Raw genomic sequence first — 12,407 nt, 5'->3', positions numbered from 1 at the left:
GAGGTCAGGCCGCGGCGTTCGGCACGATCCGGCCGGTGACCTCGCCGAGGGCGACCCGGGTGCCGTCCGGGCCCGGGGCCCAGGCGGTCAGGGTGACCTCGTCGCCGTCCTCCAGGAACGTCCGCTTGCCGTCGGACAGTTCGAGCGCGTCGCGGCCGTTCCAGGTGAGCTCCAGGAGCGAGCCGCGCTGGCCGACCTCGGGGCCGGAGACCGTACCGGAGCCGTACAGGTCACCGGTGCGCAGGGAGGCGCCGTTGACGGTCATGTGGGCGAGCTGCTGGGCGGCCGTCCAGTACATGGTGGAGAACGGCGGCTCGGCCACCGCCTCGCCGTTGATGCTGACGGTGATCCGCAGGTCGAAGCCGCCGGGCTCCTCCTCCGTGGAGTCGTCCAGGTACGGCAGCAGGCCGAAGTCCCGGGCGGGCGGCGCGACGCGGGCCGCGTCCAGGGCCTCCAGCGGCGTCACCCACGCCGACACGGAGGTCTGGAAGGACTTGCCGAGGAACGGGCCCAGCGGGACGTACTCCCAGGCCTGGATGTCACGCGCCGACCAGTCGTTGAGCAGCGTCAGACCGAAGACGTGCTCGCGGAAGTCGCCCAGCGCGACCGGCCGGCCCAGCTCGGACGGCGTGCCGACGAGGAAGCCGACCTCCGCCTCGATGTCCAGCTTGACCGACGGGCCGAAGACCGGCGCCGGGTCGGCGGGCGTCTTGCGCTGGCCGGCCGGGCGGACGACGTCGGTGCCGGAGACGACGACGGTGCCGGCGCGGCCGTGGTAACCGATCGGCAGGTGCTTCCAGTTGGGCGTGAGCGCGTCGCCGTCGGGACGGAAGATCCGGCCGACGTTGGTGGCGTGGTGCTCGCTGGCGTAGAAGTCGACGTAGTCGGCGACCTCGTACGGCAGGTGCAGGGTGACCGCGTCCAGCGGGTGGAGCAGCGGCTCCACGACCGGCCGGTGCGCGGGCACGGTCAGCCAGCCGGTGAGCGCGCGCCGCACGTCGCGCCAGGCGGTGCGGCCGGCCGCGAGCAGCGGGTTGAGGCTGGGCTGCGCGAGCAGCGCGGCGTAGGGAGATCCGAGGGCGTGCGCCGCGGCGCCCGCGTCGAGCACATGCCCGCCGATCCGGACGCCGAGCCTCCGCCGCTCGGGCTCGTCGGCGGTGGAGAAGACGCCGTACGGAAGGTTGTGCGGGCCGAAGGGGTCGCCCTCGGGCAGGTCGAGCGGGCTCTGCTCGGGCATCGGTGCTTGCCTCGCTTTCCAGGTGTGTGGAGGACACGTTACGGCGCGCGCGAGGGCCGGGAGGGTGAGCGAGGTCACACCGGAAGTGCCGACCCGGTGGGCAACTGTCGGACCTTTACCTCGGTCATATGTTCGCCGGGCTGCCGCGCCGCGTGAGACACCCGCAGGCGCGGCGGCCCCCCAACTCCGTCCGTCGTCTTCGTCCGACCAGAAAAAGGTCCACCTTGAAGATTCGCCGCATCGTCGCGACCGCCGTGGCCGCCGCCGTGACCACGCCGGTCGTGCTCCTCTCCGCCGCGCCCGCCTTCGCCGACACGAAGCCGGCCGCGACCGCCGAGCAGCAGGACAGGAAGCCGACGATCGAGGAACTGAAGCTCGGCGTCGAGAAGGCGCAGAAGGCGTACGACGCCGCCGTCATCGCCCACGACAAGGCCGAGAAGGCCTTCGACGACCTCCAGAAGGACGGCAGCGAGCTGAAGGTCAAGGCCCAGCAGGCCAAGGCCGCCGCCGCGACCGCCGCCGAGGAGGCCGCCAAGGCCAAGAAGGCCGTGGACGACGCCCAGAAGAAGCTGGACGAGGCCGCCGAGGCCGACAAGCCCGCCGCCCAGCAGGAGCTGGACACGGCGAAGGCCGCCCAGGCGACCGCCGACGCGACCGCCAAGACCGCCGACGAGACGGCGAAGGCGGCGCAGAAGACCTTCAGCGACGCGCTCGTCGCGGCCGCCGCCGAGTCCGAGCGGGCCCGCCAGGACAAGGTGAAGGCGTCCGACGCCCTCAAGGCCGCCCAGAAGGCGCTCGACGAGGCCCTGGCCGAGGATCCCGACGGCTGCGAGGACGTCTACGACACGCTCACCCTCCGCCTGTCCGGCCCGAAGAAGATCACCGCGGGCAAGAGCGGTGACTTCTCGCTGCGGATCACCAACGGCACCGGCCTCCGGCTGGACCGGCCGAGTGCCCTGGTCAACGTGATCGACACGGCCAAGGGTGACGGCAGCCTCAACAAGTGGGTGCACGTGAAGGCGTCGGTGAACGGTTCGTCGTGGAACGACGTCCCGGACGCGGACTTCGGCGTCGTCGATCTCAAGTCGCTGGACAACCGCGCCACGGCCGAGGTGAAGTTCCGGGTGACCGTGGACGCCAAGGCGCCCAAGATCACCGCCGCGTTCCTGGCCACGGCCGACTACGACAACAACGACGGTTCGTGCGGCTGGGGCGGCGGCGCCTTCGCCGACTTCGACATCGTCAAGGCCGCCAAGCCCGCCCCGGGCAAGCCCGGCACCGGCTCCACCGGTGGCAACGGCAACACCTCGGCGCAGGGCGGCTCGTCCAAGACGCCCGTGACCAGCACCGGCACCACCGGGGGCACGCTCGCCAAGACCGGTGCGGGCTCCGCCACGATGCCGATCGCGCTCGCGGGCGGCGCGGCGCTCGTGCTGGGCGCCGGCGCGGTGGTCGTCGGCCGTCGCCGCAAGGCCGGCGCGGACGCGTAACCCTCACCACAGGGCAGCGGGAGGGCCCCGTTCCGGCAGGACCGGAGCGGGGCCCTTCCGCTGTCCCTATCCCGCCGTGCGCGGGATGCGCTCCTCCCATGTGCGGTGGAAGACGACCTCCTCGCCCTCCGTGCAGACCACCTCGTCGGAGGTGTGGAAGGCGTCCGCGTCGCAGGAGATCTCCGAGCGGGTCTCGACGCGGACGTCCCAGGCCAGGTCCGGCCGGTGCAGGCGGATCGACCAGTCGGAGCGGGTGCGGGCGGTCAGCGGCCCGGACTCGGCGACGGTGCAGGTCTCCAGGGCGTCCTCGGTGACCTCGAGGCCGTCCGGGTAGAGCCGGGTGCCGCCGGGGCGCGGGTCGACCTCCAGGCGCCATTCGCCCTTGGCGACGTCGCGGACGACGAGCCGTTCGGGCTGCGGCTCCTCCAGGGTGCGCGGCGAGCTGACGCCGAGCGGCTCGGCGTGTTCGGGCCCGGCGAACTCGACGGTGTCGTCGGTGGGGGCGCGGACGGGGAGGGTGAGGGAGGAGCCGGCCGGGTCGAGGGTGAAGCCGGCGGCGTCGGGCCGGGGCCAGATCCAGGGCCAGTACGTGGAGGAGACGGCGAGCCGGACGCGGTGGCCGGGCGGGAAGGCGTGGCCGATGGCGCCGAGTTCGAAGGCGTACGGCTCGGTCTCGCCGATCCGGGCCGCCACCGCCCGGTCCGGGCCGTGGCGGGCGGAGAAGTTCAGCGCGCCGCGGGTCACCAGGGTGGAGGAGCCGTCCGGGGCGATGTCGCAGAGCCGGGCGATCACCTGTCCGGTGGGCGCGGCGGTGCGCAGCGCGAGGCGTACGGAAGGGCGGCCGAGGATCTCGACGGGTGCGCCGTCCTCGGGCACGGGGAAGTCGAAGCAGGCCGAGTGGGCGTCCTCGGCGCGCTGGTCGGGCGGCAGGTCGGCGTCGTTGCCGCAGGGCATGAAGCGGCCCGCGTCCAGGCCGGTCTGCTGGGGCGAGTCGACGACGACCGGGTCGCCCTGGAGGCCGTACGTGACGGGTGTGACGTGCGGGGACGGCCAGGCCGGGTCGGCGACCCAGCGGCCGGGCAGCTCCTCGTAGACCGTGGCGGGCGGGTGCGAGGCGGTGATCCAGGAGCGCAGCAGCGGCTCGGCCATGACGTCGCCGGCCCGGCCCTTGAGGTGGTGGTCCCACCAGCGCAGCGTCTCCTGGAGGAAGCCGATGGCCGGTCCGGGCGGCCGGCCGCGGTCCGGGTACTGGTGCGACCAGGGCCCGATGATGCCGCGGACCCGGTCTCCGGGCAGGTGTTCGACGAGTCGCAGCACGGTGTCGCGGTAGGGGTCGTGCCAGCCGCCGACGGCGAGCACGGCGGCCTTGATCGCCGAGTGGTCCTCGCGGACGCTGCCGTGCCGCCAGTAGGCGTCGCGGGTCTGGTGGGCGAGCCAGGTGTGGACGGAGGGCCGCACGCCCTCCAGGCGCTCCAGCCACGTCTCGCGCCACGTCTCGCCCGCGTGGAGCGGGTCGGGCGGGCGGGAGGCGAAGGCGAGCAGGGCCGCGGACCAGGCGTGCATGCCGACGGCGAGGACGGAGCCGCCCAGGTAGTGCACGTCGTTGTCGTAGCGGTCGTCGGTCGAGCAGACGGTGACGACGGCCTTGAGCGGCTCGGGCGCGAGGGCGGCGATCCGGAGCGCGGTGAAGCCGCCCCAGGAGATGCCGAACATGCCGACGGCGCCCGAGCACCACGGCTGCCCGGCGAGCCAGTGCACGACGGCGACGCCGTCGGCGAGCTCGGTGGCGTCGTACGGGTCGCCCGGCAGGCCCCCGCTGTTGCCGTGGCCGCGCACGTCCACCCGTACGGAGGCGTAGCCGTGGCCCGCGTACCACGGATGGCGCTGCCGGTCGCGCGGCGCGGTGCGGTCGGTCAGCCGGTACGGCGTGTACTCGAGCAGGGCCGGTACGGGCTCGTCGGTGAGCGGCCGCCAGACGCGCGCGTAGAGCTCGGTGCCGTCCGGCATCGGGACGCGGAGGTCCTCGTGCCGGGTCTCGTACGGGAAGTCGGTACGGATCTTCATGGTGCTGACCTCGTGCCTGCCTCGGCTCGTGCCGGTGTCGAGCACTGTTCGGTGCAAAAGAGGTACTTCTGGTCGTATCAGCTGATCACGAACATACCGGGGGTGACGGGAAGGCGCCCACGGTGATCGAAACGTGACCGGATACGCTGGCTTGAGTGAATGGACCGACACATCGACAAACCGCGTCGCCGGGGAGTCGTGGGCGTCCGGTCCGGCAAGCGGCAGGAAAGCGTCATCAGGCGTCAGCAGACAGGAGACCCCCTCGTGACCGTCGTCGGGCCGTTCGGTCTTAGCGTGCGGGACCAGGCTCTCGAAGCCGATGTCCAGACCGGTTTGGCCGCCGTGGAGGCCGGCCTCCTCGACGCCACCAAGAGCGACGTGCCGTTCATCACCGAGGCCGCCCAGCACCTGGTCCTGGCCGGCGGCAAGCGGTTCCGGCCGCTGCTCGTGATGCTCACGGCGCAGTTCGGCGATCCCTACGCGCCGGGTGTCGTTCCCTCGGCCGTCGTCGTCGAACTCACCCATCTGGCCACGCTCTACCACGACGACGTCATGGACGAGGCGGCCGTGCGGCGCGGTGTGGACAGCGCCAACACCCGCTGGGGCAACTCGCTCGCCGTCCTCACGGGTGACTTCCTCTTCGCCCGCGCCTCGCACACGCTGGCGGACCTCGGACCCGAGGCCGTACGCATCCAGTCGGAGGCGTTCGAACGCCTCGTGACCGGCCAGATCCTGGAGACGGCCGGCCCGCAGGAGGGCCGCGACCCGGTCGAGCACTACCTGGACGTCCTCGGCGGCAAGACCGGCTCGCTCGTGGCCGTCTCCTGCCGCTTCGGCGCCATGATGGCCGGCGCCGACGACAGCATCGTCGACATCCTCACCCAGTACGGCGAGCGGCTCGGCGTCGCCTTCCAGCTCGCCGACGACGTCCTCGACATCGCCTCCGACTCCCACGAGTCCGGCAAGACCCCGGGCACCGACCTCCGCGAGGGCGTCCCCACCCTGCCCGTGCTCTACCTGCGGGCCGCCGCGGCCGCCCACGGGCGCCCGGAGGACCTGGAGCTGCTCGCCCTCGTCGACGGCGACCTCACCGACGACGCCCGGCACGCCGAGGCGCTGCGCCGGCTGCGCGTCCACCCGGCCCTGGAGCAGGCCCGCCGCGACACCCTGCGCTACGCGGAGGAGGCCCGGGCCATGCTCGCGCCGCTGCCCGAGGGCTACGCGAAGGCGGCCCTGGAGGAGCTGTGCGACGCCGTGGTGCACCGCGCGGGCTAGGCCTCGCCTAGGGGTTCTCGGGGTGGGGTCATCCTCGAGAGGTACGCCGGGTTGATCCCGGGGGCTGACGATTCCGTGGGGCCGGGCTGGTGTGATGGATCCATCAAGCACGGTCCATGAGGGCACGGAGGGAACGCAGACCATGGCAGCACAGCGCAAGGCGAGTCGTTACGTCGTCCCGGTCGCGGTGGCCGGTGTGGCCGCGGCGACCATCGGGCTCGTACCCGCGCTCGCGGCGTCGGGTGACCCGGACCTGCCGGAGATCACCGCGCAGCAGCTCATCGAGAAGATCGCCGCGTCCGACACCCAGACGCTGTCCGGCACGTTCAAGATCAGCACGGACCTGGGGCTGCCGTCCTTCGCGGGTCTGCTGCCGTCGGCCCCGGCCGGCGGGTCCGCCTCGGCCGACCCGTCCGCGAAGCTGACCGAGCTGGTCTCCGGCTCGCACACGCTGCGGGTGGCGGCCGACGGTCCGGACCGGCAGAAGCTGACGCTCCTCGACGGCTCGGACGAGTACAGCCTCATCCACAACGGGGACGACGTCTGGGCGTACGACAGCAGGTCGAACGAGGTCTTCCACGAGAAGGACGGCAAGAAGGGCGAGGGCCACCGGGGCGAGGCGCCCGAGGAGAAGCTGCCCGCCACGCCGAAGCAGCTCGCCGACGAGGTGCTCAAGGCGGCCGGCGACACCACCTCGATCACCGTCAGCGGTACGGCGAAGGTGGCCGGCCGGGACGCCTACCAGCTCGTCGTCACGCCCAAGCAGTCCGGCTCGACGGTCGAGTCGGTCACGATCGCGGTGGACGCGGCCAACGGCACTCCGCTGAAGTTCACCCTCGCCTCCGTCAGCGGCGGCAAGCCGGTCGTCGACGCGGGCTTCACCAAGGTCGACTTCGGCAAGCCGGACGCCGGCACCTTCGCCTTCACGGCGCCCAAGGGCGCGAAGGTGACGGAAGGCGCGGCGGAGCGGGCCGGCAAGGACGCCGAGGACGAGTTCGACAAGGGCTTCGGCAAGGAGTTCGGCGGCCTGTTCGGCGACCTCGGGAAGCCGGGGAAGAACGGTCCGCAGGGTCCGGAGGTCATCGGCGAGGGCTGGACCACCATCGCGAAGCTGGACTCCGGCGCACCGGCGCCGAAGACCGACGAGGCGCCGCAGGAGGTCCAGGGCTTCCTGGACGCCCTCGGCGAAAAGGTGAGCGGGAAGTTCGGCTCGGGCACCGTCTTCAAGACGAAGCTGGTGAACGCGCTGCTGACGCAGGACGGCCGGATCTACGTTGGCGCCGTCACGCCGCAGACGCTCGTGGACGCCGCGAACGCCGGCAAGTAGCCGGCGCACGGCGCGTGTTGGGACCCCGGGTGGGTCGGGGCGATGGTCACCGACCCACCCGGGCGTTTCTGTGTGCTTCCGGCCGGGGCCTTACGGGAAGGTCAGCTTGAAGCTGTTGATGTAGCCGGTGTCGATCGACGCCTTGTCCTGGACGCGCAGCTTCCAGACGCCGTTGGCGACCTCGGTGGAGGCGTTCACGGTGTAGGTCTGGTTGATGTTGTCGGCGCTGCCGCCGGCACGGTTGTGCAGGTTGTAGACCGAGCCGTCGGGGGCGATGAGGTCGACGACCAGGTCACCGATGTAGGTGTGGACGATGTTCACACCGACGGCGAGGTTGCTGGGCGCGTTGCCCGTGATGCCGGAGACGGTCACGGAGGAGGTCACCGCGGCGCCGTTGTCCGGGACGGAGACGTCGGCGGTGTTCTCGAAGACCTTGCCGGTCGGCGGCGTGGTCGTGCCGGTCGCCAGGTTCCAGATCGCGTACGCGATGGCGTCGGCGTTGCGGTCCAGGGCGGTGTCGTTGATGTTCGCCGTGGTATCGCACGAGGAGTGGTAGCAGCGGTCGAAGGCCTGGCCGGCCGTGCCGCCCCACTTCTGCGCCTGGGCACTGGTCTTGGTGTAGTCGGCGCCGGAGAAGAGGCCGCCGACCGGGACGCCCGCGCTCTTGAACGGCGCGTGGTCGGAGCGGCCGTCGCCCTCGGTCTCGATCTCGGTCGGGATGCCGAGGCCGGCGTAGTAGTTCTTGAAGGTCTGCTCGATGGTCGGGTCGTCGTCGTAGACGAAGTAGCCCGGGTTCGGCGAGCCGATCATGTCGAAGTTCAGATAGCCGCTGATCTTCGCGCGCTCGGTGGCCGCCAGGTTGTTGACGTAGTACTTCGAGCCGACCAGGCCGAGCTCCTCGGCGCCCCACCAGGCGAACCGTATGTGCTTGGTGGGCTGGAGCTGGGCGCGGGAGACGGCGAGCGCGGTCTCCAGGATGGCGGCGGAGCCCGAGCCGTTGTCGTTGATGCCGGGGCCCGAGGTGACCGAGTCGAGGTGCGAGCCGGACATGACGACCTGGTTCGGGTCGCCGCCCGGCCAGTCGGCTATCAGGTTGTAGCCGGTGGCGCTGTTGTACGTGAACTGCTGGAGCGTGGTGGTGTATCCGGCCGCGTCCAGCTTGGCCTTCACGAAGTCGATGGACGCCTTGTAGCCGGTACGGCCGTGGGCGCGGTTGCCGCCGTTGTTCGTGGCGATCGACTGCAGGTCGGTCAGGTGCTGCTTGACGTTGGTGACCGAGATGTCGGGCGGCGTGACGGCCGCGGCCGAGTCCGGCGCGGCGGGCGCGGCGGAGGCCGGGACGGCGCCGGCGAAGGCGCCGAGGACGAGCGCGGAGGCGCCGGCCAGGGCGGAGAGTCTCGCGGAGAGTTTCATGTGGGGGCTCCGGATTCCGAACTGGGGATGGGACGGAACGTACGAGCGCCTCGCACCGTGGGTGGTGCGAGGCGTTGGAGCTGTGCGGCTGCGCTGTGTGTGACGAATGTTCAGCGAGAGTTTGACTTCGCGTCAAGAGCAGAAACCGGTCAGGAGTGTTCGCTTACCGAACATCCGAGCGTCCGCTGCCGCAGGGTGGCGAGCGCGCCGTCGATCGGATGGGGCTGCGGCCGCCCCGGTCCGTTCCACCGCATCAGGTTGACGGCGAAGGAGACCTGCCGCCCGCCGTCGTCCCGGGTCATCGTGACCGTGCCGGCTCCCCAGACCGTGCCCTCGTTGCCCCAGAAGGTGCCGCAGCCCGGGACGTCGAGCCGGTGCAGCCCGAGGCCGTACTCGATCCTCGAGCCGTCGAGTGCGATCACCGGGACCGTGCGCCGCATCTGGGCGAGCGAGGACGGTGCGACGACCCGGCCGGCGAGCAGCTCGCCGTAGAACCGGTTCAGGTCCTCCATGGTGGACACGAGCCCGGCGCCGGTCATCACCCACGACATGTCGTAGGTGCTGTAGTCGCGCGGCGGGTCGAGCACGCCCCACAGCGCCTCGTACATCCTCGAGTGCGGACCCTTCAGGCGCGCTCCGGTGGGGAAGGCGGTGTGCCGCAGCCCGGCGCGCTCGATGACGTGGCGGGTGATGTACTCCTCGGCGGTGGAGCCGGTCACCCGCTCCAACAGCTGCCCGAGCAGCAGGTAGTTGGTGTTGGAGTACACGCCGGGAGTGCTGCCGGGCGTGCCGGACGGCGGCGCGGCGAGACCGAGGGCGATCAGCTCGGCCGGGCGGAACCGCCGATAGCGGTTGTCGTCCAGGCTCTGGGCGGATACGCCGGAAGGGCCGCCCTGGATGGACGGGAAGGCGTAGGGGATGTACTCGGCGATGCCGCTGGTGTGGTTGAGCAGCATGCGCACCGTGACCGTGCGGCCGCGCTCGCCCGGCACCAGGTCCGGCAGGTAGTCGCCGACCGGCGCGTCCAGCCGGACCCGGCCCGCCTCGACCTGCTGGAGGACGGCGGCGGCGACGAAGGTCTTGGTGATGCTGCCGACGCGGTGCCGCATGTCGGGCGTGACGGGCCGGCCGGTGGCCAGGTCCGCGACGCCGGCGGCCCCGCGCCAGGTCCGGCCGGAGTCCCGGACCTCGGCGAACACGCCCGGTATGCCCGCCGCGTGGACGCCTTCCAGGGCGGCGCGCAGCTCCGCGCCGTCGAGCCGGGTGGACGCGGGCGGGCGGGCCACGCCGTCGGGCCCGCCGCCGGCCGGGCCCGCGGGTGTGCCGGCGGCCGCCGCCGTGACCGTGCCGGTGCCGATGGTCAGCGCGGCCATGCCGCCGCACAACGCCGTACGGATCTTCATGGGTTCGGTTCCTTTCGTCGTTCCGGGAGGTTCAGGCGAGGGCGCGCCGCAGCACCGCGCCGAGCTCGGCGTTCTGCCGCTGGGAGACGTCGGCGGAGACGATCGCCTGCGAGCCGTGGAAGGTGCCGGGCCACTGGTGCAGCTCGACCGACACGCCCGCCTGCATCAGGCGCAGCGCGTAGTGGATGTCCTCGTCGCGGTTCGGGCACAGCTCCGCCGTGGCGATGTACGCGGGTGGCAGCCCGGTCAGGTCCTCGGTCCGGGCCGGGGCGGCGTACGGCGTGGCGGGCCGCCCGCCGAGGTAGTGCCGCCAGGAGGCGGCGGCCTTGTCGCGGTCGATCCAGGGCGTGTCGGTGAAGTTCCGCTGCGACCAGGTCTCCTGCCGGTCGTCGAGCTGCGGCTGGTTGAGCAGCTGGAAGCGGATCGCCGGGCCCTGCTCGTCCCGTGCCCGCAGGGCCACCGCCGCCGCGAGCCCGCCGCCCGCGCTGTGCCCGCCGACCGCGATCCGGCCGGGGTCGACACCGAGTCCGGCGGCGTGGGCGACGGTCCACTCCAGTACGGCGTAGGCGTCCTCCAGCGCGGCCGGGTACGGGTGCTCGGGCGCCAGCCGGTAGCCCACCGAGACCACGACCGCTCCGGAGCCGGCGGCGATCCGGGTCGCCCACGGGTGCTCGGTGCGCACGTCGCCCATGACGTAGCCGCCGCCGTGCAGCCAGACGAGGGCGCCGCGCGCGCCGCGCGGGCGGTAGACGCGCACCGGCACGTCCGGCACGTCCGGCGCGTCCCGTACGCCCGCGCCGCCGGCCGGGACCGTGAGGTCCTCGACCGTCATGCCGGGCGTCTCGGGCGAGGGAATCGCGGCGGCCAGCGCGGCGAGGCCTTGGCGGGCGGAGGCCGGGTCGACCAGCTCCGCCTTGGGGAACAGCGGGACGAACACTTCGAGTTCGGGATCCATGACGCCATCCTCACGGCGGGCGTCCGCACGGGTCGCCCGACGGCCGTCGCGCATCGGGCGGCGATCGCGCGCCGTTCGGCGCGCCCGCCGCACGGCCCGCGTTCGTATCCTTCCTCCATGGAGGCACTGGCCTTACGGCTGTCGGGACTCGATCCGTACGTGGACGGCGCGATCCGGATCGTCGCGTTCTACGACACGCTGATGCGCCGCCGCGTGGACCTTCCGGCGCTCGCCCGCGCCTCCGCGGGTCTCGCCGAGTGCGTGACCGGGATCCGCCTCCACGGGGGCGAGCGACCGATCCGGGTGTCGCCGCTGGGCACGGAGGCGGCGCCGGAGGGCCTTCCGGCGGCCTCGACCACGGCGCCGGTCACCCTGGACGACGAGGAGATCGGCGCGGTGTGGCTGGAGCGCCCGGGCCCGCCGAACGCCCTCGACGACCTCCTCCTGGACCGGCTCGCGATCGCCGTGGCGGCGGCCGTGGAACGCTACGGCCCGGCCCGTACGACGATGGCCGACCCGGCGCTGGTCGAACTGGCCGTCGCCGCCGAGGCGGACGAGGCGGCCCGGGCCCGGGCCCTGCGCCTGCTGGGCTTCGCCCCGGGCCTGCCGGTCCACGTCGTCGCCGTACGCACCACGCTCCCGCTCGACCGGGTCGGCGCCCTGCTCTGCCCGGCCGGCCTGGTGAAGGCCGCGCCCCTGGGCGACGTGGGCGTGCTGCTGACGGCCGCACCCGTGGACCGCGCCGCCTTCCCGCCGGCCGTCCGCGCGGGCCTGGCCTCCGCCGCGGGTCCCGCGGGCCCCGACCGACCCAAGAGCTCCGACCGACCCGAGGGCCCCGGCCCCGGTCCGGCCGGCCTCGGCTCCGCGGCCGGCCTCGGCCGGTCCTGGCAGCGGGCCCGGACGGCGCTGCGCTTCACCACGGCGCGCGAACCCGTCGTCGACTACGCGGACCTGGGCGCCCTCGCCCTCCTCGCCGAGATCCCGCGCGAGTCGGCGCGGGCGAACCCGGACGTGGTCGCGCTCGAGCGGATCGCCGGCGGCATGGAGGACCTGGAGACGCTCGAGGCCTACTGCGCCACGGGCTCGCTGCGCCGCGCGGCCGAGCTCCTCCACCTCCACCACAGCAGCGTGGCGCGCCGGCTCGACCAGCTGGGCAGGGCCATGGGCCTCGACCTCACGGCTCCGGCGGGCCTGACGCGGGCGCGCCTCGCGCTGGCGGCCTGGCGGCTGCTGGACGACTGAG

Annotated in this window: 9 protein-coding genes; 4 read left to right on the top strand and 5 right to left on the bottom strand. The window is 73.0% G+C overall.

Features of this window, described 5'->3' with window-relative positions:
• Positions 1 to 4: 4 nt before the first annotated feature.
• Complete coding sequence (gene fahA / locus ACIGO8_RS05350) at positions 5 to 1,237, bottom strand: fumarylacetoacetase (RefSeq protein ID WP_399724008.1); 1,233 nt, start codon at positions 1,235 to 1,237, stop codon at positions 5 to 7.
• A gap of 224 nt (positions 1,238 to 1,461) precedes the next feature.
• Here fahA and ACIGO8_RS05345 point away from each other — a divergent pair, with 224 nt between their 5' ends.
• On the top strand, positions 1,462 to 2,727 hold the full coding sequence (locus tag ACIGO8_RS05345) for an LPXTG cell wall anchor domain-containing protein (protein WP_399724005.1): 1,266 nt from the start codon (positions 1,462 to 1,464) through the stop codon (positions 2,725 to 2,727).
• A gap of 66 nt (positions 2,728 to 2,793) precedes the next feature.
• Here the strand turns inward: ACIGO8_RS05345 and ACIGO8_RS05340 are convergent, their stop codons facing one another.
• Positions 2,794 to 4,791 carry a CocE/NonD family hydrolase gene (locus ACIGO8_RS05340; protein ID WP_399724002.1) on the bottom strand — a complete coding sequence of 666 codons (1,998 nt, stop codon included), beginning with the start codon at positions 4,789 to 4,791 and terminating at the stop codon, positions 2,794 to 2,796.
• Positions 4,792 to 5,055: 264 nt separating this feature from the next.
• Here ACIGO8_RS05340 and ACIGO8_RS05335 point away from each other — a divergent pair, with 264 nt between their 5' ends.
• On the top strand, positions 5,056 to 6,066 hold the full coding sequence (locus ACIGO8_RS05335; protein WP_399723999.1) for a polyprenyl synthetase family protein: 1,011 nt from the start codon (positions 5,056 to 5,058) through the stop codon (positions 6,064 to 6,066).
• Positions 6,067 to 6,160: 94 nt separating this feature from the next.
• On the top strand, positions 6,161 to 7,393 hold the full coding sequence (locus ACIGO8_RS05330) for an outer membrane lipoprotein carrier protein LolA (RefSeq protein WP_399723997.1): 1,233 nt from the start codon (positions 6,161 to 6,163) through the stop codon (positions 7,391 to 7,393).
• A 90-nt stretch (positions 7,394 to 7,483) separates the two neighbouring features.
• Here ACIGO8_RS05330 and ACIGO8_RS05325 read toward each other — a convergent pair whose 3' ends face one another.
• The 3 genes from ACIGO8_RS05325 to ACIGO8_RS05315 all read right to left on the bottom strand — a co-directional run bounded on the left by ACIGO8_RS05325 (position 7,484) and on the right by ACIGO8_RS05315 (position 11,164).
• Positions 7,484 to 8,806, bottom strand: coding sequence for a M28 family metallopeptidase (locus ACIGO8_RS05325; RefSeq protein WP_399723994.1), 1,323 nt, complete (start codon positions 8,804 to 8,806; stop codon positions 7,484 to 7,486).
• A 149-nt stretch (positions 8,807 to 8,955) separates the two neighbouring features.
• Positions 8,956 to 10,209, bottom strand: coding sequence for a serine hydrolase domain-containing protein (locus tag ACIGO8_RS05320; protein WP_399723990.1), 1,254 nt, complete (start codon positions 10,207 to 10,209; stop codon positions 8,956 to 8,958).
• A gap of 31 nt (positions 10,210 to 10,240) precedes the next feature.
• Entirely contained in the window at positions 10,241 to 11,164 is a 924-nt protein-coding gene (locus tag ACIGO8_RS05315; protein ID WP_399723988.1) for an alpha/beta hydrolase, read from the bottom strand.
• Positions 11,165 to 11,281: 117 nt separating this feature from the next.
• Here ACIGO8_RS05315 and ACIGO8_RS05310 point away from each other — a divergent pair, with 117 nt between their 5' ends.
• The gene (locus ACIGO8_RS05310; RefSeq protein ID WP_399723985.1) at positions 11,282 to 12,406 is read left to right on the top strand and encodes a helix-turn-helix domain-containing protein; all 1,125 of its coding nucleotides are present in this window, start codon (positions 11,282 to 11,284) and stop codon (positions 12,404 to 12,406) included.
• The last annotated feature ends 1 nt before the right edge of the window (position 12,407 follow it).

This window comes from Streptomyces sp. NPDC053493, from assembly GCF_044544825.1.
GTDB lineage: Bacteria > Actinomycetota > Actinomycetes > Streptomycetales > Streptomycetaceae > Streptomyces.
Note: the sequence above shows the minus strand (reverse complement) of the source record. Positions and strands in the feature narration are given on the sequence as shown.

Coding starts and splice junctions, on each gene's coding strand:
- ACIGO8_RS05330 (WP_399723997.1), top strand. CDS start 6,161: ATGGATCCATCAAGCACGGTCCATGAGGGCACGGAGGGAACGCAGACC.
- ACIGO8_RS05340 (WP_399724002.1), bottom strand. CDS start 4,791: ATGAAGATCCGTACCGACTTCCCGTACGAGACCCGGCACGAGGACCTC.
- ACIGO8_RS05320 (WP_399723990.1), bottom strand. CDS start 10,209: ATGAAGATCCGTACGGCGTTGTGCGGCGGCATGGCCGCGCTGACCATC.
- ACIGO8_RS05315 (WP_399723988.1), bottom strand. CDS start 11,164: ATGGATCCCGAACTCGAAGTGTTCGTCCCGCTGTTCCCCAAGGCGGAG.
- fahA (WP_399724008.1), bottom strand. CDS start 1,237: ATGCCCGAGCAGAGCCCGCTCGACCTGCCCGAGGGCGACCCCTTCGGC.
- ACIGO8_RS05325 (WP_399723994.1), bottom strand. CDS start 8,806: ATGAAACTCTCCGCGAGACTCTCCGCCCTGGCCGGCGCCTCCGCGCTC.
- ACIGO8_RS05310 (WP_399723985.1), top strand. CDS start 11,282: ATGGAGGCACTGGCCTTACGGCTGTCGGGACTCGATCCGTACGTGGAC.